This is a genomic window from Rahnella sp. CG8 (assembly GCF_023701875.1).
Lineage (GTDB): Bacteria > Pseudomonadota > Gammaproteobacteria > Enterobacterales > Enterobacteriaceae > Rahnella > Rahnella aceris.
Map to the genome: position 1 here is coordinate 27,280 of NZ_JABAED010000003.1, position 22,161 is coordinate 49,440.

A 22,161-nucleotide genomic window follows, 5' to 3' on the forward strand; every position below is an offset into this window, starting at 1 on the left:
GCCTCTATTTTACTCAATAACGTTACCGGAACACCCCCACGGCTTCAACCAGACGGTCGGCCTGTTGCTTCAGACCTGAAGAAGCATTGGCACCTTCCTGAACCTGAATGGAATTTTGATGTGTGATGCGGTCCAGTTCTTCAATGGCTTTGGCAATATCCAGTAATCCCTGATTTTGTTCGCCAGTGGCGCTTCGGATTTGCCCGATGAGTGACGTCACATTTCGCACCTGAGAGACGATGTCGGCCATCGTTTTCCCTGCCTGATCAACCTGCTTCGATCCCGACACTACCGTTTCCACACTGCTGTCGATCAGGCGTTTAATTTCGCTGGCTGCGCTGGCACTTCGTTGCGCCAGGCTGCGCACTTCTCCGGCAACCACGGCGAAGCCTTTGCCTTGTTCACCCGCGCGAGCCGCTTCAACTGCGGCATTGAGCGCCAGAATGTTCGTCTGGAAAGCGATGCCATCAATAACATTGGTGATGGTGGCAATTTGTCGCGAACTGCCGGTGATTTCCTGCATAGTGCCGACAACTTCCTGCATAGCATTGCTGCCTTTTTCTGCCGCCGCACTTGCTATCAGTGAAAGTTTGTCGGCTTCGGCTGCCGTCTGTGTGTTGCTTTCAACTGTCGTGCTCATCTCATTCATTGCTGCAGCAGTTTGTCCAACGTTAGCGGCAGTTTGTTCAGTACGTTGACTCAGGGCTTCATTACCATTCGCCAGTGACTCACTGGCCGTGCGGACTTTGTGCGCCTGATCGTTGACATCATCCACCATCCAACGGCAAATCAATCCGAGCTGGCCAACAGATCGTAACGTCATACCAATTTCATCGACCCGCTCCATTGGCGTGATCGTATGACTCGCGCCCCTGGCAACGCGCAAGGTCTGACTGCAAAGCTGTTCGACCGGGCGGGTAATCTGCCATTCCATCCAGAAATTCAGCAACAGAATGAAAAATGCATTGAGTGCCAATGCGGTATTCATCTGTATCACGGGCAGGGCAGTCAGCGCAGAAATGACGAGTGAGTTAAGGACGAGTAAAACCAGCAAACCGCTGCGGATCCGCCAGCGCACAGAAAGCGTTTTTAAAATAGAAAAACTGCGGGTAATGCCGGTACGGATCAACAATCCCCGATGCAAGCGGCGGTTGTTCAGTTCACCGCGATTCATTTTGTCATAAAGCGCCTGGGTTGCATTAATCTCTGCAGTAGTCGGTTTGGTGCGGACAGAAAGGTAACCTTTGGTTTTACCGCCACGAATGATCGGTACGACGTTGGCACGTACCCAATAATGATCGCCATTGCTGCGGCGGTTTTTCACCAGTGCTGTCCAGGGGAAACCCTGTTGTAATGTAGCCCACATATCATTGAATGCCGAAGGAGGCATATCGGGATGGCGCACAACATTGTGAGGCTGCCCGATAATATCTTCACTGGCAAAACCGCTAACTTCTATAAATGCATCGTTGGCGTAGGTAATACGGCTTTCGGCATCTGTCGTTGACATCAATGTTGCGTCGTCAGGGTATTGATATTCCCGTTGTGATATTGGCTGATTATTGCGCATAGTGACATTTCCATGGCCAGACTGCGGTTTAAGTGAGATTAAGGATCCTTAACTATTAACATTTCGGCATAAGCAAAATTTTCTTTAGGGAAGCATGACGTTATTTATGACGACAACCGTTATTAGGGCGAATGCATACGGGTGAAAACGTCGGTTTTTTCGCCAATCCATAACGTATAACGAAGATATGAGTAAAAAATATGCGTTATATCATTATGTCTGTTGCTTTTATGAACAACACACAACGGCTGGCTCACCATAATCCCCTTCATAATCGCTCTATTTTTCGTTATTAATGATCTGTGTGACTCCAGACTTAATAGGTCTGGAGTCATAAACCTTTTGCCTAAGATCCTCAGGCTTGTTATAACTCCGGCCTGTGATTTTTGAGGTGAATTGGGCAGATGAGTAAGATCGGATCCGTAACAACAGTCGAAGGAGATTTTGCTGCCGGAAATGTTGGTCAGCATGTTTTGGCTTATCTGCAGAAGGTGAAAATGACACCGCTTGCCAAACTGGATGATTTTGATGAGGAGGGCAATGCGACGGTCGGGCAGGTGATCAATATCTGGATCCGGCTTTCACTGATCCTGACACGACGCCGGCCAGAAATTGCTGTTTCATCCCTGATGAAACATGTGTTGCCAGTGATCGGCGAAGTGCCTCTGAATAAAATCACCCGTTTACGACTGAACCGTTTGTTTAATGTACTGCTGGCGGACGGGAAAGTTTCAGAAGCAAAACGGGTATTCGCGCTTTGTAAGCAATTTTTTGGCTGGGCAGAAACCCAGGGATATCTGGCACATTCGCCACTAAGTACCATGAAGCGCCGCGACGTCGGCGGCCGGAATACCCCGCCACGCGAACGAACGTTAACCGATGCTGAAATCTGGGTTTTCTGGCATAGCCTTGATTTATGGGATATTTCTGAACAATGTCGCTGGGCATTGCGCTTGTGCCTGCTGACTGCACGACGACCAGATGAAGTGGTGCGCGCCAGAAAAGATGAGTTCCATTTGCAGATCGGCATCTGGCGACAGGGTACGCGCAATAAATCGGCCCGTGATCACAACCTGCCGCTGACGCCATTAATGATCACCTGCATCAATGCTCTTCTATCAGCCAGTCCGAAACACAGTCCCTGGCTGGTGCCTTCACCGCTCGATGCACAAAGACCGTTATCACGCGGTGCGGTGACACAGGTTATACGCCGCCTGCTACGTGCGGAACAGGGGCCGGGGATTGATGCTTTTACCACCCGCGATTTACGCCGTACGGCGCGTTCCAAGTTATCCTCCCTGAATGTGCCGAATGATGTTGCGCGCAAAATTATGAATCATTCGCTTGAAGGGATCGACCGTGTTTATGACACTCACGATTATCTGCCGCAGATGAAACAGGCGCTGGAAGCATTTTCTGACAATATTCAGGGCATCATTGATGCACCAGATTACTACGATTTACGTCATCATTTTGAGGGCGAATCTCTGCATGTTCGTGAAAGTTCGCTGTTGTTTATGGAGAGATAGCGAGCATAGGCCCGATTTTAAGGTTATGTTAATGTCTGACGATTGGGAATATAAAGCCGGTAAAAACCAGACCGGGAATAAGCCAAAGATGTGACCTGCTACAATTGTGTATTGATTTGGCAACGCAAGAAGACAGAGGACTAATAATGCTTTCAACACAAAACAAGGTTATCGGGTTGCCAGAACCGACGCAGACCATTTTGCTAAGCACCGGAACAGCGGAAGAAAAACGTCAGGAAATTCGCGATTATTTCATTCAAACCTGGGAGCTGTACGAGAGCCTGTTTGATTGTCTCGCTGATGAAAGAGCCTATTTCAATAAGGCAATTTCGCTTCGCCACCCGCTGATTTTTTATTTCGGTCATACCGCCACTTTTTATATTAATAAGCTGATGGCTGCGGGGCTGATTCCTCAACGTGTTGATTCACACATCGAAGCGATGCTGGCGATCGGTGTGGATGAAATGAGCTGGGATGATCTCGACGATCAGAACTATAGCTGGCCATCTGTTGTTAACTTGCGTCAATACCGCGACAAAGTACGTGAAGAAGTGCTCGGTATTATTGACACCATGGCGCTGAGTTTACCCATCGGATGGGACAGCCCTGCCTGGGTGATTCTGATGGGCATTGAACATGAGCGCATTCATCTGGAAACATCCAGTGTATTGATCCGTCAGTTGCCGGTGGAATGGGTTAAGCCACAATCTCACTGGCCGGTGTGTGGAATCGCCCGTCATGACCGCAACAGCGTACCTGATAACACTATGCTGGCGGTGAAAGGTGACATTGTCACGCTGGGTAAGCAGGATGATACCTACGGCTGGGATAACGAATACGGCACATCTCAACAGAAAATTCAGGCATTTAGTGCCAGTAAGATGCTGGTCAGTAACGCTGAATTTTATACTTTCATACAGGCGGACGGCTATCACGATGCCCAGTGGTGGGACGAAGAAGGGCTTGGCTGGCGGGATTTTGCGCGGGCTGAAATGCCCACTTTCTGGGTGGGTTCGCCCCGGGAACCTGAACGGCTGAAACTTCGCCTGATGACGGAAGAAGTGCCGATGCCATGGGACTGGCCTGCTGAAGTTAATCAACTGGAAGCGGCAGCATTCTGTCGCTGGAAAGCGGCGCAGACCGGTGAATCAGTACAGTTGCCGACTGAAGCTGAATGGATGATTCTGCGTAATCAGGTGCAGGGTGATCAGCCAGACTGGGAAACAGCACCGGGAAATATCAACCTCGCATGGTGGGCATCATCCTGTCCGGTTGATCATTTCGAACAAGGTGATTTTTATGATGTTGTGGGGAATGTCTGGCAATGGGCGTCTACGCCGATCAGTGGATTTGACGGCTTTCGTGTTCATCCTTTATATGATGATTTTTCGACGCCAACATTCGATGGTAAACATTCCATGATCAAAGGCGGAAGCTGGATTTCAACGGGCAATGAAGCGCTAAAATCTTCGCGTTATGCTTTTCGTCGCCACTTTTTCCAGCATGCCGGTTTCCGCTATGTGATTTCCAGCCATCAGGAAGTGGTGAAAGTGAATCCTTATGAAACTGACGGGCTGGTGGCGCAGTATCTTGATTTCCAGTACGGTCCGCGTCATTTCGACGTAACGAATTATGCAGTTCAACTGGTTGATATTGCAGTTGAAAATACAGTTAATCGTGGCAGGGCGCTGGATATCGGGTGTGCTACGGGACGTGCCAGTTTTGAACTTGCACGTCATTTCGACTCTGTGGTTGGAATGGATTATTCCGCGCGATTTATTGATGTCGCTCTGGCTCTGGCACGCGGTGAAGCCTGTCGGTATGTAATCCCGGAGGAGGGCGAACTGGTGGATTATTGCCAGGCTTCGCTCGCTGATGTCAATATCTCAGCAGAGCAGACAGTGCGGGTGAATTTTGTGCAGGGTGATGCCTGTAACCTGAAGCCGCAGGCGGAATTATACGATCTGGTCCTGGCGGCTAATTTGCTGGATCGACTGCGTGAACCTGCACGTTTTCTGACAGATATTACGCCAATGATTCGTTCTGGCGGCTTACTCATGCTTTCTTCACCTTACACCTGGCTCGAAGAGTTTACACCGAAAGAGCACTGGCTGGGCGGGTTCCGGGAAAATGGTGAAGCTGTTACGACGCATCAGGCGTTGAAACGTTTGCTGGCGAGTGGATTTGAAGAGGTTAGGCAACCGGCAGATGTTCCGTTTGTGATCCGTGAAACGGCGAGGAAATTCCAGCATACCGTAGCGGAACTTACACTGTGGCGTAAGCGGTAAATTCTCTATTTCTGAAAGAGGTTAATGGTCGCTTATGCGGCCATTTTTTTATCCGTGCTGATGGAGGCTGGTCAATAAATCTAAGACACGTTTGTCCTGAAGAAATACAGAAGACACTTTTGGTTAAGTTTTTGGTGTTTTGATTTATCTGAATATATGTATGTTGTAACTAAAATTGGCTGGTATGATCTTATGGCTCGGTAATGAAAAAAGGGGGAAACGGTAAAGATTATGAATTCAGGCGTTGCAGAATAGCAAATGCCGGACACTGAGGTCCGGCATGACAAAACTCGCTACTTATTTCTCTGCCGGACCACAACCCCCGATCATTTTAGAAATTGAAATCGCAGGGTGCAGCAAATAAGTATAGTCACAATTTTTCTCTTTATTAAAAACGCTACCGGTACAGCCTGAAAGTGTCGTAACTACCGCAGCGAGAAGAGCTAACTTAAATAAGTTTTTCATATAAATTCCTTTTTAAAATAGATGATTATGTATATAGGCCGTCATTTTAAATTCAGGCAAACGCGAATATACCCTTAACATCCATAACAGGCAAATAAATACCCATCACTGCGCATTTTTAATATTACCCTGCCTTGCTTTACTTTAAGATATTCATTATTAATATGTTTATAAACTCAATGATGTCGATAATTCTCCGAGAGATTAATATTCATCAGATATATAATTAATGCATATTGTGACCATTTTTTTAAACACTGAATAGTCAAAAGACTTCTTTAAAAGGTCATTTAATGACAAACTGCCGCTACTTAGCCGCCGGAATGAACGTTGTCTGATGAAAGCTCCCTTCTGCCTCTGCTTGCTTATGCTGTTCACCGCTACTGTTTTAGCTGCCCCTGAAAAAGGCCTCACCGAAGCACAGTGCGTCGCCTTAAAAAATGTGCATATCAATGCAGACGCAATCGGGCTTCCGACAAGGGGGGCGCGGGTCACCACAGTGGCAATGGCGGGCCATCCGGGTAATCAACATTGCAAGATTGAAGGGCAGATCAGGCCCGTCGATCTCAACGCGCCCGATATTAATTTTCAGCTTTACCTGCCGCTTGACTGGAATGGTAAAGCCCTGCAACTGGGTGGCAGTGGTTTTGACGGTGCGATTAAAGACGCTGATACAGCACGTCTGGCGCCGGCAGCAACACCCGGCGCAATAAAGCAAGGTTATGCCACGTTTGGCAGTGATTCAGGCCATCAGGGTGGAGTATCCGATGCTTCCTTTACCCTTAACGGGGAAGCCTGGGATAACTTTGCCGGTGGGCAAATCAAGAAAACACACGATGTGGCCGTTGCCTTGATCCAACAGGCTTATGGTCGAAAACCTGCTCACATGTATTTTCAGGGTAATTCGCAAGGCGGCCACGAAGCGCTTGCGGCGATCCAGCGCTTCCCGCTTGACTATGACGGCGCGATTGCCATTCATCCGGTGTATAACGTCGTTGAACTGCACATGGCCGGGATCAGTATCGGGAAGGCAATCTACAACACGCCGGGCGCGTGGATTTCGCCGGCCAAAGCCGCACTGATTGCCAATGCCGTTACCGGTGCCTGTGACAAACTGGATGGTCTGGCTGATGGTGTAGTCGCCAATCCGGATGCCTGCAGTTCGACATTTAAACTGGCTCATCTGCGCTGCCCGGATGGGAAAGATATAGGCGCCAACTGCCTTTCAGATACGCAAATCGCGCTGGTCCAGATGCTTAATAAACCGGTGCCTCTGGGTGTCAACCTGCTAACTGGCGATCACTTTGCCCCATGGCCAATTTTACGTGGTGCAGACGCTTCTGCGTTGGTCAGTGTTTTTGGTTCCGGTGCAAACAAGCCAAAACCAGAAGCCAGTAATATCATTATTTCATTCCCTTACATGATGGGCGATCAAGCTGTCCGCTACGAAGTGATGCGAGATGCAAATTACGACTCTCTTCAGTTTAATCCCGCAGCCCATGAGACGAGGCTGAAAGAACTGGCGGCACAAATCGATAATGATAGTGCCGATATTCACACTTTTGTGCAGCATGGAGGCAAACTTTTACTGATGCATGGCACGGCGGATATGGCTGTTCCGCCGGGAAACACCGTAGCGTATTACGAGAAGCTGAAAGCTGAATTTGGTGAGCAAGAACTTCATCAGTTTGCCCGTTTCTACCTGGCACCGGGTTTCACGCACAGCAGCGGGGCATATCGGGTGAGTTGGGATTCATTAGGAGCCCTGGATAAATGGGTTGTTCATGGGATAGATCCGGGTCAGCAAGTGATGATTGATACAAACAAAGCAACTGCCGGGCGCGAAATGCCGTTGTGTGATTATCCGTTATTCCCACGATACAACGGACAGGGTGACACGAAAATGGCCTCCAGTTTTACCTGTTCCGCCAGATAATATTTCTCATATTCACTTTTCTGCCTGCCTCGGCGGGTATGCTTTTGCAGGAGATTGCAAGTCATTTACCTATATAAATTCACAGGTGAATGAGCGTTCTCAAATAACTTGAACATCCGTTCAAGTCTTGGCATTATCCTCAGCTATCTACTTTTCTTCGGTTACTCCTGTGGCTTATCTGTGTAAAGCAGCATGGATGCCATGTCACGCCTGGAAACGCTCGGGCTGAGCGCAGGCTGTGCAGAATACAATCTTAACCGCGCCATCGAAAATGAGCTTTACGCCTGCCGAACGGTATGTGAGGAAACCTCTGATGTTTAAAAAACGTTAGCCAGAGCGCGGATGCCATTGTAGTGCATATGATTTCAAAATCTGTCGCGTCCTAATCACGCGACTTTATTGCAGCACAGGGAGTTCATTTTGCAGAGCGAACAAAAACCTGATTTTCATGACGATTTGATCAAAGAGTTACTCTACTGGATCGAAGTCAACTTAAGTGATCGTCTGACCATGGAAAAAGCCTCAAAAAAAACCGGCTATTCACCATGGTATCTTCAGCGTTTGTTTAAAAGTAAAACGGGTTACGCACTAGGTAAATACATTCGTGACCGCCGTCTCACGATGGCCGCTATCGCGTTGCGTCTGACCAATATGCCTATCCTCGATATTTCGTTGTACTACTCGTACGATTCGCAGCAAACGTTCACCCGATCGTTCAAGAAGAATTTCGCCGAAACTCCCGGTACGTATCGCCGCAATGCATCATGGACCATGAACGGGATCACCGCGCCGCTTACCGTCGATGAGTTTCCGCAGCCGGAATATGAAATCGTAGAGTTACCGGTGATGGCGTTTGAAGGGGATACGATCTCGCATTCTTACCCCATTGAAGCCTTATTCAACAGTAAGAATCACGTTCACCGCGCGGAGTTGCTGCGTTATCTGGAAACACCGGAATCTCTGCGGGCACCGGTCTGGGGATTGTCGGACTGCCGGCCTGATACGAATGATGAAGTGGCGAATGCGTTGCAGATGGATTATACAGTGGCGCATCAGGTACACACCAGCGACAGCCACAACATCCTGGTTCCGGCCAGCCGTTATCTGAAGATCAACTATCCGTACGATCTTAGCCGGTTGAACGATTTTATTCTTTATCTGTATTCTGTGTTTTTGCCTACGCTGGGTCTTGAATTTATTATGCAACCGGACCTGGAGAAGTACTCGCGTGAATCTGCGCTCAAAGGCGTGACCTGCGAATACTATATTCCGCTGGCCACACAGTGATCAGGTAGAAAAGAGAAACAAAAAAGCCCCTCATTATGAGAGGCCTGACGGGCGGGAAAGGGGATCAGTTGAACACCATACCGCCGTCGATCAGCAAAGCCTGACCCGTCATGTAATCAGAATCCGGCCCGGCCAGATAAGAAACGCAAGCCGCGACATCTTCCGGCTCAGAAAGGCGTTTCAGCGTAATATTCTTGGCGAATTCTTGTGTACCATAGCCCGCCGGTTTTCCGGCTGCCGCTGACACCTGACGGTCTATTTCTTCCCACATCGGCGTTTTCACAATCCCAGGACAGTAGGCATTGACAGTAATACCCAGCGAGGCCAGGTCACGCGCTGCAGTTTGTGTCAGCCCGCGCACCGCAAATTTACTCGAACTGTAGATCGCCAGTTCAGGGTTACCCACATGCCCGGCCTGTGATGACGCATTAATAATTTTGCCGCCATGCCCTTGTGACTTGAACGCTTTGACTGCCGCCTGAATGCCCCAAATGACACCTTTCACGTTGATATTATAAACTTTATCGACGATTTCCGGGGTGATGTCTTCAATCAGTGTCGTCGGCGCAATCCCGGCATTATTAACGATGACATCAAAACCACCGAGTTGCCTGGTGGCCGCTTCTACGGCAGCAAAAACTTGCTCCCGGTCTGAAACGTCCGCCAACTGAGCAATGGCTTTACCACCGGCATGATTAATTTCTTCGGCAACTTTTTTCGCTGTTTCCCCATTAAAATCCACCACGGCCACAGCAAAACCATCCTTCGCCAGACGCAGTGCAATCGCGCGGCCGATCCCCTGACCACCACCTGTCACTAAAGCCACTTTTCCATTTTTAGACATACGACTATCCTCTATGTATTCGGTATCTTCTTCAGGTGCTGCGCGCAAGACACGGTCTACCCGACCAGGTGCCGTTGCGTGAGCTATCCACTGGTTTACGCCTGCCGCTCCCAATGTGCAATTGTTAAGCACGGTCATTAACTTTTTCTGATTTGGTCAAACGCAAATGGCTGTTCCTGCCAGCAAGTCGTTTAGAATGGCATACGTGTAAGAGAGTAAGGATGCAGAAATGACCGGCAATAATATTGTTCTTTTCCGTGAACGCCTGACTGCACTGGTGCGTTCATTACAGATTGCGCCTGACGTTGCCGAAAATCAGGTACTGGACCGGATGGCGCTCTGCTTTCGCAAGTTGCTGAATTTTTTCGCTGAAAACAATGAACTGACGCAGCAGGTGTTTTTGCTGCCACCTCTGGCGCAAGAGACACAGCGTTTGCTGATCAACCTGATGGCAGAAAACCTCGTGCAAAATCAGCAAAGCAAACTTTTCCGCAAAGAAATTTCTGCCGTCATGCTCGCGCAATGTTTTACCGGCATGCTTGTACAATTCGCGCAAGATCCCGCAGATCCGGCATTACGTCATCAGCAAAGTCTGGCCTGTGCAAAACTGTTCTGCGAAGGCGTTTGGCTGCGGGAGTTATAGTTCAAAACTTCATAAAGAAAGCAAAAATGGTTGGTTCAGTTTGCCGTTCATAAAAGGTTTACTACGTTCATTCCCGCGGCAGGCATCGTTTGCCACGATTTTGAAACCAGCGTTAAAGAAAGCTTTGATTTTGAAGCTGCGATTAACCGGAGGCCTGTATGTCAATCACTGTACACACTGCTGAACGCCGTTCGCTATGGCAACGTATCACGCACCGCAAGGTCAGTCATCCACCAGCGGAGAGGGCGCAGGATACATCCCGTCTGCTGGAAAGCTTTCTCGCCACAGGCTGTCTTTACGGTATTGATGTGGGGAACAGTGATCCGGCCTGGTTTCGCCGCTCCTGATCGTTATATCCGTTTATTGCGGTTCAGTTACTGGAACGAGCTGTGCCATGAGAGAAGCCTTCTCCTGAAATTATGTGCTGTACCCTGAATAGCCGGTGTTTCCGCTGCGGATAACGCAACCGTGACATCTGTTATGCAGGTTGTTGTGGAAAGTCTCTCTGACCTCGTCGTAGAAATTTTAGTTCTCTCTCTCATTTGTTGAGCCCATAACTTTCGCCGGTTATGGGTTTTTTTATGCAAAAAAAAGCCCCGCAGTCAGGCGGGGCGACATACTAACGCCGTTAACAGGGGTAAAACGGCGACTAAAAAGAATATAAGTAAAACCAAGGAAGGGTAAATAGGATTGCAGTGATGATTCCACAACCCGGAAATAAAGTACCACAGAAAAATATATAATTATAAATACATATTTTATATGAAATTAACTATAACATTCATTCGAAATATTGATAATACCGACAGAAATAATTAGTAATAAATAATAAAATTAAAACCGATAATTTATCTACAGAACCACGGAACTCTGCAGGTAATATTAATACGAGTCTAACTCATTGAAAATATATATATAATAAATTCAAGTATCCAATTAAATGATAAAGGAATACATCATGAAATTAAAAGCATTGGCACTTATTATCCCGGCATTACTGGTTGCAGGCGCAGCTCATTCCGCAGAAATATATAATAAAGACGGCAATAAACTGGACCTGTATGGCAAAGTTGATGCACGTCACCAATTTTCAGATGATGCAGGTCAGGACGGCGACGTAACGTATGTTCGTGTAGGCTTTAAAGGTGAAACCCAAATTACCGATCAACTGACCGGTTACGGCCAGTGGGAATACAACGTCCAGGCTAATAATTCTGAAAGTACAGGTACATCAGGCAACGCCACCCGTCTGGGCTTTGCAGGTCTGAAATTCGCTGACTTCGGTTCATTCGATTACGGCCGTAACTACGGCGTTGTGTATGACATTGAAGCCTGGACCGATATGCTGCCAGTGTTCGGCGGCGATACCTACACCTCTTCTGATAACTTTATGGTTGGTCGTACTAATGGCGTTGCGACTTACCGTAATACAGACTTCTTTGGTGAAGTAAAAGGCTGGAACTTTGCACTGCAATATCAGGGTGCGAATGATGGCGATAACAACAGCGAAGACATTAACTATACACCAGCAGGTGAAGGCACGAATAATGGCCGCGATGTTCGTCATCAGAATGGTGATGGCTATGCTCTTTCTACCACTTATGACTTCGGTATGGGTATCACTGCGGGTGCCGCGTATGCCTCATCTGACCGTACAAACGATCAGACGACTTCTGCAGGCGAGAATTTTGCAGGAGGGGATAAAGCTGATGTCTGGACTGTGGGTACAAAATATGACGCAAACAATGTCTATCTCGCTACGATGTATTCCGAAACGCGTAATATGACAATGTTTGGTGAGAGTGGTGTTGCAAACAAAACGCAGAACTTCGAAGTAACCGCACAATATCAATTTGATTTTGGATTACGTCCTGAAGTGTCTTACCTGCAATCTAAAGGTAAGGATTTGACTGCAGACGGCAGTAATACTTCTGATAACAACGATAAAGATTTGGTTAAATATGTTTCTGTTGGTGCGAGTTATTACTTCAACAAAAATATGTCCACCTACGTTGATTACAAAATTAACCTGCTGGACAACGATGATAATTTCTACGAAACCAACAAAATCTCTACCGATGATATCGTGGGTGTAGGCTTACAATATCAGTTCTAATCTCCGAAACTTCTCATAAAAGAATCTGAGTACCAAAACCCATCTCCGGATGGGTTTTTTTGTGCCTTAAATCGTGGCTTTCTGTGCGTTTAAGAGGTGTCTGCCTTCAATAATGCAACAGTGTTTGTTATATTATTGACCAGATCACGTATAGGGGATTTCCTCTGTGATACGGTGCTTCACCTAAGACTTGGTTTCTCAGGACAATGACATGTTAGATTATCGCTTTCCGACAGCTATGCAGATGGTGTTTTGTATCGCTCAGTCCCAAAAGGCTGGCCAGCGCTGCACCAGTGCGATTTTAGCAACGGGTCTGGAAGCCAACTCCAGTTTTATCCGCAAACTGATGGTGCCACTGACTCAGCATGGCATTATCGTCTCCACACTTGGTCGCACCGGCTCAATTACACTTGGCCGTCCGGCGGAAGAAATCACACTTCGTGATATTTATTGCGCGGTGATTGAAGATAAACGTCTGTGGGCAGCGCGCCCGGACGTGCCCGCCCGCTGTGTGGTCAGCGCCAATGCCTGCACCTATTTCAAAAACATTGTCAGCGAAGCTGAAGAAGCGTCGTTTCAGGTGTTAGCCCGTCATACCGTTGCGGATGCCCTGGCTGAGTTTGAACGCGGTGGCAAATACAAATGTACCAAAGATTTAGCGGCGCAAAACCCAGAAGATTCGCTCTGTTTGAAATAGAGCGCTGATACGCAAGACGCTGCGCACCGCTCTTAATAAAGCATATAAAAAAAAGCCGGGAGATCATTCTCCCGGCTTTTTGCATTCTGTTGATCTTAACGGTTTACACCGTTTGCGTTTCTAAAACGACTTTCTTACGCGTCACCAGCTTGCGCAGTGCGACGTAGAAAACAGGCGTCAGGAACAACCCGAACAACGTCACACCCAGCATACCGGAGAATACGGTAATACCGGTGACACCGCGCACTTCCGCACCCGCGCCGTGACCCAGAATCAACGGGATAGTCCCGGCGATAAACGCAATCGAGGTCATGACGATAGGGCGCAGACGCAGACGGCATGCCTCAAGCGCAGATTCGATAATCCCTTTACCTTGCAGTTCAAGCTCGCGGGCGAACTCAACAATCAGAATCGCGTTCTTACATGCCAGTCCCATCAGCACCACCAGTCCGACCTGTACAAACACGTTGTTGTCGCCACCGGTCAGCCACACGCCAAACAGGGCCGATAGCATGGTCATTGGCACAATCAGGATTACCGCCAGCGGCAGCGTCCAGCTCTCATACAGGGCGGCCAGCACCAGAAACGCCAGTAACACGGACATCGGGAACACAATCAGTGCAGCATTGCCTTGTGTGGATTGCTGATAGCTCAGGTCGGTCCATTCGATATTCATGCCGTTCGGTAACAGGTTTTTCGACATTGCAGTCAGCTCGGTCATTGCCTGCGTCGAAGAAAGCACGCGGGGATCAGCGTCACCGATTAAATCTGCTGCCGGATAGCCGTTATAGCGGATCACCGGATCGGGACCGTAAGTGGTGGTGATATTCAGCATACTGCCGATTGGCACCATTTCACCTTTATCGTTACGGGTACGCAGATTGGCAATGTCTTCCACGGTGTCACGGAACTGGCCATCGGCCTGTGCCATTACTTTCCAGGTACGTCCGAACCGGTTGAAATCATTGATATAGGACGAGCCGAGATACACCTGCAGCGTACTGAACAGTTCGTCCAGCGATACGCCCTGCGCCTTGGCTTTATCACGGTCAATATGCGCGTCCAACTGCGGCACGTTAGCCTGATATGAAGAAATCGGATACCCCATTCCCGGCGTTTGCATGATAGCGCCGGACATGGTGTTAATCGCGGTTTGCAATGCACCGTAACCCAGCCCTGCACGATCCTGTATATACAGAGAATAACCTGATCCCTGACCCAATCCGAGGATCGGCGGCGGCATAATGGAGAAGGCGAACCCTTCCTGGATCTGCGAAATCTTGGCGTTGATTTCCGCATTAATCTCCGCCGCTGTACGGGTACGTTCGCTCAGTGGTTTCAACGCGAAGAACACCGTACCGGTATTCGGCGTATTGGTGAACTGCAAAGCGTTCAACCCGGGGAACGCCACCGCATCAATTACGCCATCAGTACTTAACCCCATTGCGCTGATTTTGCGGATCACCGCATCAGTGCGGGATAAGGACGCGCCTTCCGGCATTTTCACGCCCGCGATCAGATACAGTTTATCCTGCGTCGGGATAAAGCCCCCCGGCACGGCTTTGAACATAAAGGCCGCCGCGCACAACAACAGAATGTAAACCACAAATACCGCGCCACGACGCCCAAGTGTTTTAGACACTGCATTCTGATAACGATGTGAACTGGCATTAAAGAACCGGTTGAACGGTCGGAAAATCCAGCCGAACAGGCGGTCGATAAGCCGCGACGGCATGTCTTTCGGTGCACCGTGCGATTTCAGCAATAATGCCGCAAGAGCAGGGGACAACGTCAGTGAGTTGATGGCCGAGATCACGGTTGAAATGGCGATGGTCACCGCAAACTGCTTGTAGAACTGACCGGTCACGCCCGACAAAAACGCCATCGGCACGAACACCGCACACAGCACCAGCGCGATAGCCACTATCGGCCCTGAAACTTCCCGCATCGCCTGGTGCGCAGCGTCCCTTGGCGCGAGTCCCTCCTCGATGTTTCGCTCGACGTTTTCCACCACCACAATGGCGTCATCGACGACTATCCCTATCGCCAGCACCAGCCCGAACAGACTGAGTGTATTAAGCGAAAATCCGAGCAAATACAGAATGCTGAATGTCCCGATCACAGATATCGGTACCGCCAGCAAAGGAATGATTGATGCGCGCCAGGTTTGCAGGAACAGAATAACCACCAGTACGACCAGCACGACGGCTTCCAGCAATGTGTGAACCACCGCACTGATGGAATCACGGACAAACACCGTCGGGTCGTACGGCGCACGCCAGGTCATGCCTTCCGGGAACCGGGTTGCCAGTTCATCCATTTTGGCTCGCACCGCGTCTGACAAATCGATCGCATTCGCGCCAGGCGACTGGAAGATACCGATCCCGACTGCATCTTTATTATTAAGTTGCGCGCGCAGGGCATAACTGCCGGACCCCATTTCGATACGCGCCACATCACGAAGACGGACAATTTCGCCATTATCACCGCTTTTCAGGATGATTTTGCCGAACTCATCTTCATCTTTCAGACGACCCTGGGCATTGATGGAAAGCAGATAATCACTGTCTTTCGGCATCGGCTCTGCGCCCAGCTGACCGGCAGACACCTGTACGTTCTGTTCCTGCATTGCCTTCACAATGTCAGAAGCCGTCAGACCCCGCGCCGCGACTTTGTTCGGATCCAGCCACACGCGCATGGCATATTCGCCTGCACCGAAAATCTGGATCTGCCCGACACCCGGCAAACGTGCCAGCTCGTCTTTCACCTTCAGCGTGGCGTAGTTGCTCAGATACAGCGAATCATATTTACCCGAAGGTGACACCAGATGCACCACCAGCGTCAACGTTGGCGATTGTTTCTGCGTGGTCACGCCCTGACGGCGGACATCTTCCGGCAGACGGGCTTCGGCCTGGGCCACACGGTTTTGCACCTGAACCTGGGCCTGATCCGGATCGGTTCCCGGACGGAAAGTGACTGTCGTCACCAGCACACCATCAGAACCGGCCACGGATTTCATGTACACCATGTTTTCAACACCGTTGATCGCTTCTTCCAGCGGCGTCGCCACGGTTTCAGCAATCACTTTCGGGTTAGCACCCGGATATTCAGCGCGAACCTGCACGCTTGGCGGTACCACGTTCGGGTATTCGCTGACCGGCAGCAGGGGAATGGCAATCGCCCCGGTGACTAAAATCAAAATCGACAAGACGGCCGCAAAAATCGGCCTGTCGATGAAAAAGCGGGAAAAGTCCATGAGTCAGGATTCTCTTTTATTGAACGGCAGGAGCGGCTGGCGTGACAGTATTAGCCGCCATGCTGACGGTTTTGGCATTGACCGGCATGCCCGGCATGAACACTTTCTGTACACCATCGATGATGACGCGATCGCCTGCTTCAAGGCCTTTCTGCACGATGCGTAAGCCGCCGTATATGCGGCCAATTTCAACATCACGTCGCTGCGCCTTGCCATCTTTATCCACCACATAAACGAATTTACGATCCTGATCGGTAAGGATGGCTTTATCGTCCACCAGCAGGGCGTTGAACTGTGCGCTGCCTGGCATTTGAACGCGGGCAAACAATCCCGGCGTAAATGTGCGGTCGCGGTTATCCAGCAGAGCACGCATGCGGATCGTGCCTGTGCCGGAGTTCAGCTGATTGTCAGTAAAATCGACGACGCCCTGATGCGGGTAGCCGTTTTCACCCACCAGCCCGACATGAACCGGTAAGCGACTTTGCGGGCTGTCATTGAATTTCCCTTCGCGGGCCTGCGCCTGATAGCGCAGGAACGTCCCTTCATCGACATCGAAATACACGTAGACCGTGTCGAGTGACACCACCGTGGTCAGTACACTGGCACTGTCGCCCGCTGTTACCAGATTGCCGGTCGTGATCATCGCACGGCTGGCGCGACCATCAATCGGGGAGATGACACGGGTGAAATCAAGATTCAACTGTGCCATGTCCAGCTGTGCCTGAGCTGCCAGCACATCTGACTGTGCCTGCGAAGCGGCCGAACGACGTTGCTCCGCAGCTTCTTTCGACACAGCCAGCGAACCGATCAGCGCTTCCGTACGGGCGGATTCACTTCTCGCCAGACTGGCCTGATTGCGCGCACGCACCAGTTCAGCCTGCGCCTGTTCCTGCGCAGCGCGGTAAGTGCGGTCGTCGATGGTGAACAGCACCTGACCCTTTTTCACTTCCTGACCTTCCTGATAATTCACTTTATCGATATAGCCGGACACGCGGGGGCGCAACTGAACACTTTGTACCGCTTCCACACGTCCGTTAAACGCATCCCACTGGCTGATTGGTTTGATTAACACATCTGCCGCGCTGACTTGCGGAGCAGGTGGTGCAGCATTTTGCGCCACGCTGTTGTCACACCCGGCGAGCAGGGCAACCATCAGCGCAACCCCTGAAAGGCGCAACGTCAAAGGCGTACCGCCGGAGCGGCCGCGTACAACAACCTGTGATTTTTGCAGGTTCATCATTATTTTTATTTCCAGTGAGTAAGTACTGCCAGGCAATACACCGGCCTGTCCGCCGGGTAACGTCCTTTGCCTGATCTGACTTTTTTGGGACTTGCGCCGTTCATCAGCACAATAATGTATCAAATATTGATACAATTGATTCGAGGGGATTGTAGGGATGCGCTTACTAAAGTGCAAGAATTACTGTTACACTTTCTGTGCTATTTTACAGAACGTTTACTTCGGGAAAGAGACTATCCGGTAACGGCCAATTAAATGCAATAGTAAAACTTGCATTTAATCGAAAACTGGGTCAACGTATTAAAAGACGAGTCGCCCTCGGGGGGCGCAAACAAAAAAGAAGCAGGAGACTTGCCATGAGAACCGAGGATTTCATTCACGACCTGATCGAGTGGATCGATCACAATCTGGAAGAACGTCTGGATATTAAAACTGTTGCCAAACGGGCAGGGTATTCCCGCTGGTATCTGCAGCGTATGTTTAAAGAGCACACCGGCTTGCCGATGGGTGAATACATTCGTGAGAAAAAACTGAAGAAATCTGCCGATATGCTGGCCAGTAGTGGCGAACCTATTGTCAGCGTTGCGATTTCTCTGGGCTTCGACTCACAGCAATCTTTCACCCGCAGTTTCAAACGCCAGTTTGGTCAGACTCCGGGCGACTGGCGTCGTGGTCTGAATCTGGCAACGGAATGTCAGGGCTGCCTGCACTAACGGTTGCCTCTGCTTACCTGGTGAGCGTGTACCGCTGGCCCGGCTTCCCTGCCGGGCAGTGAATTTTTCTCTCCCTCATAAACTTCCCTTTCCTCTCCAGAATTCCTCCGGATGATTAATTTCATCAGGCGCTTTGCTGCGCATTTTTCCTGTTTACAGCGTTCAGTTTCTGGCATTTGCACGACCCCCTGCGTCAGGACGTGATCAACCCAACAAAAAACGACATCAAAGTTCACATAAATTGAAATGACGTTTCAATTTCTTGAGTTGCGGGAGTTTTATCGCTAAACTCCTTTTATCATTTCGGCGCCGGGCACAGCCCGACAACCAATAGTCCTGCGGAAAAGCGTATTCGCCTCCGTTTTATGCATAAAGGAACCATCATGATTCTGGATAATTTCTCGCTTCAGGGAAAAGTCGCGGTAGTGACCGGTTGCGATACCGGTTTAGGTCAGGGTATGGCAATCGGCCTCGCCGAAGCCGGTTGTGACATTGTTGGGATCAACATTGTCGAGCCCACAGAAACTATCGAACGCGTTGGCGCAACAGGCCGCCGTTTCCTGAGCCTGACGGCTGATCTGAGCGACACGAAAGTCATTCCGGCGCTGCTCGAACGCGCTGTCGCAGAAATGGGACATCTGGATATTCTGGTCAATAACGCCGGGATCATCCGCCGTGAAGATGCCATCGAGTTCAGCGAAAAGAACTGGGATGATGTGATGAATCTGAACATCAAATCCGTGTTCTTCATGTCACAGGCTGTCGCGAAGCAATTTATTGCTCAGGGCACCGGCGGCAAAATCATTAATATCGCGTCGATGCTTTCTTATCAGGGCGGTATCCGCGTGCCTTCTTATACCGCATCGAAAAGCGCCGTCATGGGTGTGACTCGTCTGCTGGCCAATGAATGGGCGAAACACAACATCAACGTGAACGCGATTGCACCGGGTTATATGGCGACCAACAACACCCAGCAACTTCGTGCCGATGAAGCACGCAGCGAAGAGATTCTGGGGCGTATTCCTGCTGGCCGCTGGGGCTTGCCATCTGATCTGATGGGGCCGGTTGTGTTCCTGTCTTCACCGGCTTCCGACTATATCAATGGCTACACGATTGCCGTTGACGGCGGCTGGCTGGCGCGTTAATCACGCTAATTACTGACAAATATTCACCGACAGCAGCGGATCACACCGCTGCCCAAAGAGGAAATCTCATGAAAATTGCATTGATGATGGAAAACAGTCAGGCCGCTAAAAACGCGATCATCCTGAAAGAACTCAACGCCGTGGCATCGGAAAAAGAGTATCCGGTCTACAACGTGGGCATGTCTGACGAACAGGATCACCACCTGACATACATCCATCTGGGCATCATGGCCAGTATTCTGCTCAATTCTAAAGCTGTGGATTTTGTCGTTGCAGGCTGCGGCACCGGTCAGGGCGCACTGATGTCTCTGAACATTCACCCGGGCGTTAACTGCGGTTATTGCATTGATCCGGCGGATGCCTTCCTGTTCGCGCAAATCAACAACGGCAACGCCTTATCACTGCCATTCGCTAAAGGCTTCGGCTGGGGCGCTGAGCTGAACGTGCGTTTCATCTTTGAAAAGGCCTTTACCGGTGTGAAAGGAGAAGGCTATCCGGCTGACCGCAAAGAACCTCAGGTGCGCAACGCCGGTATTCTGAATCAGGTGAAAGCCGCAGTGGTAAAAGAAAACTATCTGGATACGCTGCGTGCTATCGATCCTGAACTGGTAAAAACCGCTGTCACCGGCGAACGTTTCCAGAAATGTTTCTTTGAAAACTGCCAGAACAAAGAGATCGAAACCTTTGTGCGTGAAATCCTCGCATAAGATTTTGTTTTCTGTGGGGTCAAAAAAACCGGTGCTCATGGCACCGGTTTTTTTATGATCAGAAAGAATTATAAAAAATCTTGTCGTTGCGGCGTGAACGTGTCGAGCAACACACCTTTTTCCAGACAGACGCAGCCGTGCATGATGTACGGTTTTTTATACAGCGTATCGCCTGCGCTTACTTCACGGGTTTCTTCACCGATCGTGAATTTAAAGCGACCGGACAACACATATGTCAGCTGTTCATGCACGTGGTTATGCATCGGTCCAATGGCGCCTTCTTCAAAATACACTTCAACGGCCATCATGGTGCCGTCATGCGCCAGAACGCGACGGCTCACACCGTCACCCAGATCCTGTAAGGGAATATCTTTTTTAAACGTAAACATCGGTTAGTCCTTGCGTAATGAACTGAGGAGGGCATCCGGGATTTCCGCCAGATACAGTGCCGGTAAGCCTTCGTAATCGGTGGTGAAAAGCACGTGACGGTCATCGGGCGAGAAAGATGGGTGCGGATGCGTCACCTGCCGGTCGCCATCAAGCACTTGCCATGAACTGTTATGCGCGGCCAGAGGAGCATGCTGACGGGTTTTGGCATCGAAAATATACAACCACGGATCGTTTTCAATCGTATGGCTGGCAGTATCTTTCACATCTACCGGCGTACCGGAACCGTCACCGACCAGCAGCGTACCATTCTCGTTGCTCATCAGATGCGAACAGGCCGGCATAGTCATCAGACAGACATCTTCACCAGTTTGCGGATCGAACCGGCGGATGTGGCGGTCATGCTGGCCTTTCAGATAAGACACATACATCAGCGCAGAACCGTCCGGTACCCAGAATTCATGTGTGCAGCTTTCGCCTGGCGCATGCTCTTTCACTTTACGCACATTGCTGCCGTCTTCATTCACCAGCCACATGCGTGCATCAACCAGATCGTGAGGGCCTTCGTGGCAGAAAGCGACGGTGTTGTCATCAAACGGGCGATAAATCGGATGTCCGAGCCATTCGTTTTTCTCGTGGATCACACGGGATTTCCCGCTGAGTAAATCGACGCGCAACAGACGGCAGTGCGGATTGCTGTGATAAAACGCCTGGAAGATTTTCCAGTCTGACAGGGGCGTCCAGTCCTCACGACTGATCTCGATACCCACCAGACGGGTGCATTCGCTGTTGGCCACCCAGGTGCCGTAGCCAACCCATTCTTCCGGCACCTGATACACGGTGTGCTCACTAAAATCAGCCAGTTTTACGCGCTGCAGGCTACGTTCATTTTTGACGTAGTAAAGATACTGATCATCCGGAGAGAGGAAACCGCCAAAAGTGTTATCGCCTTTGCCTTCCGTCAGTTGCACCGCTTTCTGTGTTTTCAAATCCAGCAGGTAATAGTTGCGGTTGCCGTCAAACTCACCGGCAAACAACAGTTTATTGCCATCACGGGTAAAGCATTTTTGATAGAAATAATTGCGATGACACAACACATCGGGCGGCGTTAAACGGGTTACCCGCGCACCGGTCTGAGGGTCCTGAACGGTATGGAAATTAAATTGAATCTGAGAACCTTTTGCCATGATTCATCCCACAAGTAGTTTGAAATCAGCCGGTGTTCTGGCTTCCTTTTCATTAATTAAAATGCAGTTTCATTAATTTGAAAACACATTACCACTTAGTGAGATAAAACGGCGTCGGGTGAAAACAAAAGTGCAAAGCTGATCACAAAAC

18 protein-coding genes are annotated in these 22,161 nt (G+C 49.7%); 11 read left to right on the forward strand and 7 right to left on the reverse strand.

What is annotated here, in order from left to right; all coding sequences use genetic code 11:
• Nucleotides 1-22 precede the first annotated feature (22 nt).
• A complete protein-coding gene (locus HGO41_RS03570) occupies nt 23-1,570 on the reverse strand; it encodes a methyl-accepting chemotaxis protein (protein WP_250980778.1) in 1,548 nt (515 codons plus the stop codon).
• 404 nt (nt 1,571-1,974) lie between these two features.
• Between HGO41_RS03570 and HGO41_RS03575 the strand changes: the two genes are divergently transcribed.
• Both HGO41_RS03575 and ovoA read left to right on the forward strand, forming a co-directional pair.
• On the forward strand, nt 1,975-3,099 hold the full coding sequence (locus tag HGO41_RS03575) for a tyrosine-type recombinase/integrase (RefSeq protein WP_250980779.1): 1,125 nt from the start codon (nt 1,975-1,977) through the stop codon (nt 3,097-3,099).
• Between the two features lie 146 nt (nt 3,100-3,245).
• Nucleotides 3,246-5,387, forward strand: a complete 2,142-nt coding sequence (gene ovoA, locus HGO41_RS03580; RefSeq protein ID WP_250980780.1) for a 5-histidylcysteine sulfoxide synthase — start codon at nt 3,246-3,248, stop codon at nt 5,385-5,387.
• 297 nt (nt 5,388-5,684) lie between these two features.
• On the opposite strand, the gene HGO41_RS03585 is transcribed toward ovoA, so the two are convergent.
• Nucleotides 5,685-5,852 (reverse strand): YhfL family protein, encoded by a 168-nt coding sequence (locus HGO41_RS03585; RefSeq protein ID WP_013577820.1) that lies wholly within the window; start codon nt 5,850-5,852, stop codon nt 5,685-5,687.
• 505 nt (nt 5,853-6,357) lie between these two features.
• Between HGO41_RS03585 and HGO41_RS03590 the strand changes: the two genes are divergently transcribed.
• Both HGO41_RS03590 and HGO41_RS03595 read left to right on the forward strand, forming a co-directional pair.
• A complete protein-coding gene (locus HGO41_RS03590; protein WP_250980833.1) occupies nt 6,358-7,788 on the forward strand; it encodes a tannase/feruloyl esterase family alpha/beta hydrolase in 1,431 nt (476 codons plus the stop codon).
• Between the two features lie 420 nt (nt 7,789-8,208).
• Nucleotides 8,209-9,075, forward strand: coding sequence for a helix-turn-helix domain-containing protein (locus HGO41_RS03595; RefSeq protein WP_013577818.1), 867 nt, complete (start codon nt 8,209-8,211; stop codon nt 9,073-9,075).
• A gap of 64 nt (nt 9,076-9,139) precedes the next feature.
• On the opposite strand, the gene HGO41_RS03600 is transcribed toward HGO41_RS03595, so the two are convergent.
• On the reverse strand, nt 9,140-9,919 hold the full coding sequence (locus HGO41_RS03600; RefSeq protein WP_013577817.1) for a (S)-acetoin forming diacetyl reductase: 780 nt from the start codon (nt 9,917-9,919) through the stop codon (nt 9,140-9,142).
• Nucleotides 9,920-10,148: 229 nt separating this feature from the next.
• On the opposite strand from HGO41_RS03600, the gene HGO41_RS03605 reads away from it, so the two are divergent.
• From HGO41_RS03605 to HGO41_RS03620, 4 genes are all read left to right on the forward strand, one after another.
• Nucleotides 10,149-10,562 (forward strand): hypothetical protein, encoded by a 414-nt coding sequence (locus HGO41_RS03605; protein ID WP_119262438.1) that lies wholly within the window; start codon nt 10,149-10,151, stop codon nt 10,560-10,562.
• 158 nt (nt 10,563-10,720) lie between these two features.
• Nucleotides 10,721-10,909, forward strand: a complete 189-nt coding sequence (locus HGO41_RS03610) for a hypothetical protein (protein WP_037033048.1) — start codon at nt 10,721-10,723, stop codon at nt 10,907-10,909.
• Nucleotides 10,910-11,520: 611 nt separating this feature from the next.
• Nucleotides 11,521-12,678, forward strand: coding sequence for a porin OmpC (gene ompC, locus HGO41_RS03615; protein ID WP_250980781.1), 1,158 nt, complete (start codon nt 11,521-11,523; stop codon nt 12,676-12,678).
• A gap of 211 nt (nt 12,679-12,889) precedes the next feature.
• The gene (locus HGO41_RS03620) at nt 12,890-13,375 is read left to right on the forward strand and encodes an RrF2 family transcriptional regulator (protein ID WP_013577760.1); all 486 of its coding nucleotides are present in this window, start codon (nt 12,890-12,892) and stop codon (nt 13,373-13,375) included.
• Nucleotides 13,376-13,478: 103 nt separating this feature from the next.
• Here HGO41_RS03620 and HGO41_RS03625 read toward each other — a convergent pair whose 3' ends face one another.
• Both HGO41_RS03625 and HGO41_RS03630 read right to left on the reverse strand, forming a co-directional pair.
• A complete protein-coding gene (locus HGO41_RS03625; RefSeq protein WP_013577759.1) occupies nt 13,479-16,631 on the reverse strand; it encodes an efflux RND transporter permease subunit in 3,153 nt (1,050 codons plus the stop codon).
• 16 nt (nt 16,632-16,647) lie between these two features.
• Nucleotides 16,648-17,784 carry an efflux RND transporter periplasmic adaptor subunit gene (locus HGO41_RS03630; protein ID WP_223509661.1) on the reverse strand — a complete coding sequence of 379 codons (1,137 nt, stop codon included), beginning with the start codon at nt 17,782-17,784 and terminating at the stop codon, nt 16,648-16,650.
• A gap of 443 nt (nt 17,785-18,227) precedes the next feature.
• Here HGO41_RS03630 and HGO41_RS03635 point away from each other — a divergent pair, with 443 nt between their 5' ends.
• The 3 genes from HGO41_RS03635 to HGO41_RS03645 all read left to right on the forward strand — a co-directional run bounded on the left by HGO41_RS03635 (nt 18,228) and on the right by HGO41_RS03645 (nt 20,436).
• Nucleotides 18,228-18,584 carry a helix-turn-helix domain-containing protein gene (locus tag HGO41_RS03635; RefSeq protein ID WP_013577757.1) on the forward strand — a complete coding sequence of 119 codons (357 nt, stop codon included), beginning with the start codon at nt 18,228-18,230 and terminating at the stop codon, nt 18,582-18,584.
• A 383-nt stretch (nt 18,585-18,967) separates the two neighbouring features.
• A complete protein-coding gene (kduD, locus tag HGO41_RS03640) occupies nt 18,968-19,729 on the forward strand; it encodes a 2-dehydro-3-deoxy-D-gluconate 5-dehydrogenase KduD (RefSeq protein WP_013577755.1) in 762 nt (253 codons plus the stop codon).
• 68 nt (nt 19,730-19,797) lie between these two features.
• Nucleotides 19,798-20,436 (forward strand): RpiB/LacA/LacB family sugar-phosphate isomerase, encoded by a 639-nt coding sequence (locus HGO41_RS03645; protein WP_013577754.1) that lies wholly within the window; start codon nt 19,798-19,800, stop codon nt 20,434-20,436.
• Nucleotides 20,437-20,504: 68 nt separating this feature from the next.
• Here the strand turns inward: HGO41_RS03645 and HGO41_RS03650 are convergent, their stop codons facing one another.
• Both HGO41_RS03650 and HGO41_RS03655 read right to left on the reverse strand, forming a co-directional pair.
• Nucleotides 20,505-20,825: a cupin domain-containing protein gene (locus HGO41_RS03650; RefSeq protein WP_013577753.1), complete on the reverse strand. Its 321-nt coding sequence runs from the start codon at nt 20,823-20,825 to the stop codon at nt 20,505-20,507.
• Nucleotides 20,826-20,828: 3 nt separating this feature from the next.
• Nucleotides 20,829-22,010 (reverse strand): oligogalacturonate lyase family protein, encoded by a 1,182-nt coding sequence (locus HGO41_RS03655; RefSeq protein WP_112151357.1) that lies wholly within the window; start codon nt 22,008-22,010, stop codon nt 20,829-20,831.
• Between the last annotated feature and the right edge of the window lie 151 nt (nt 22,011-22,161).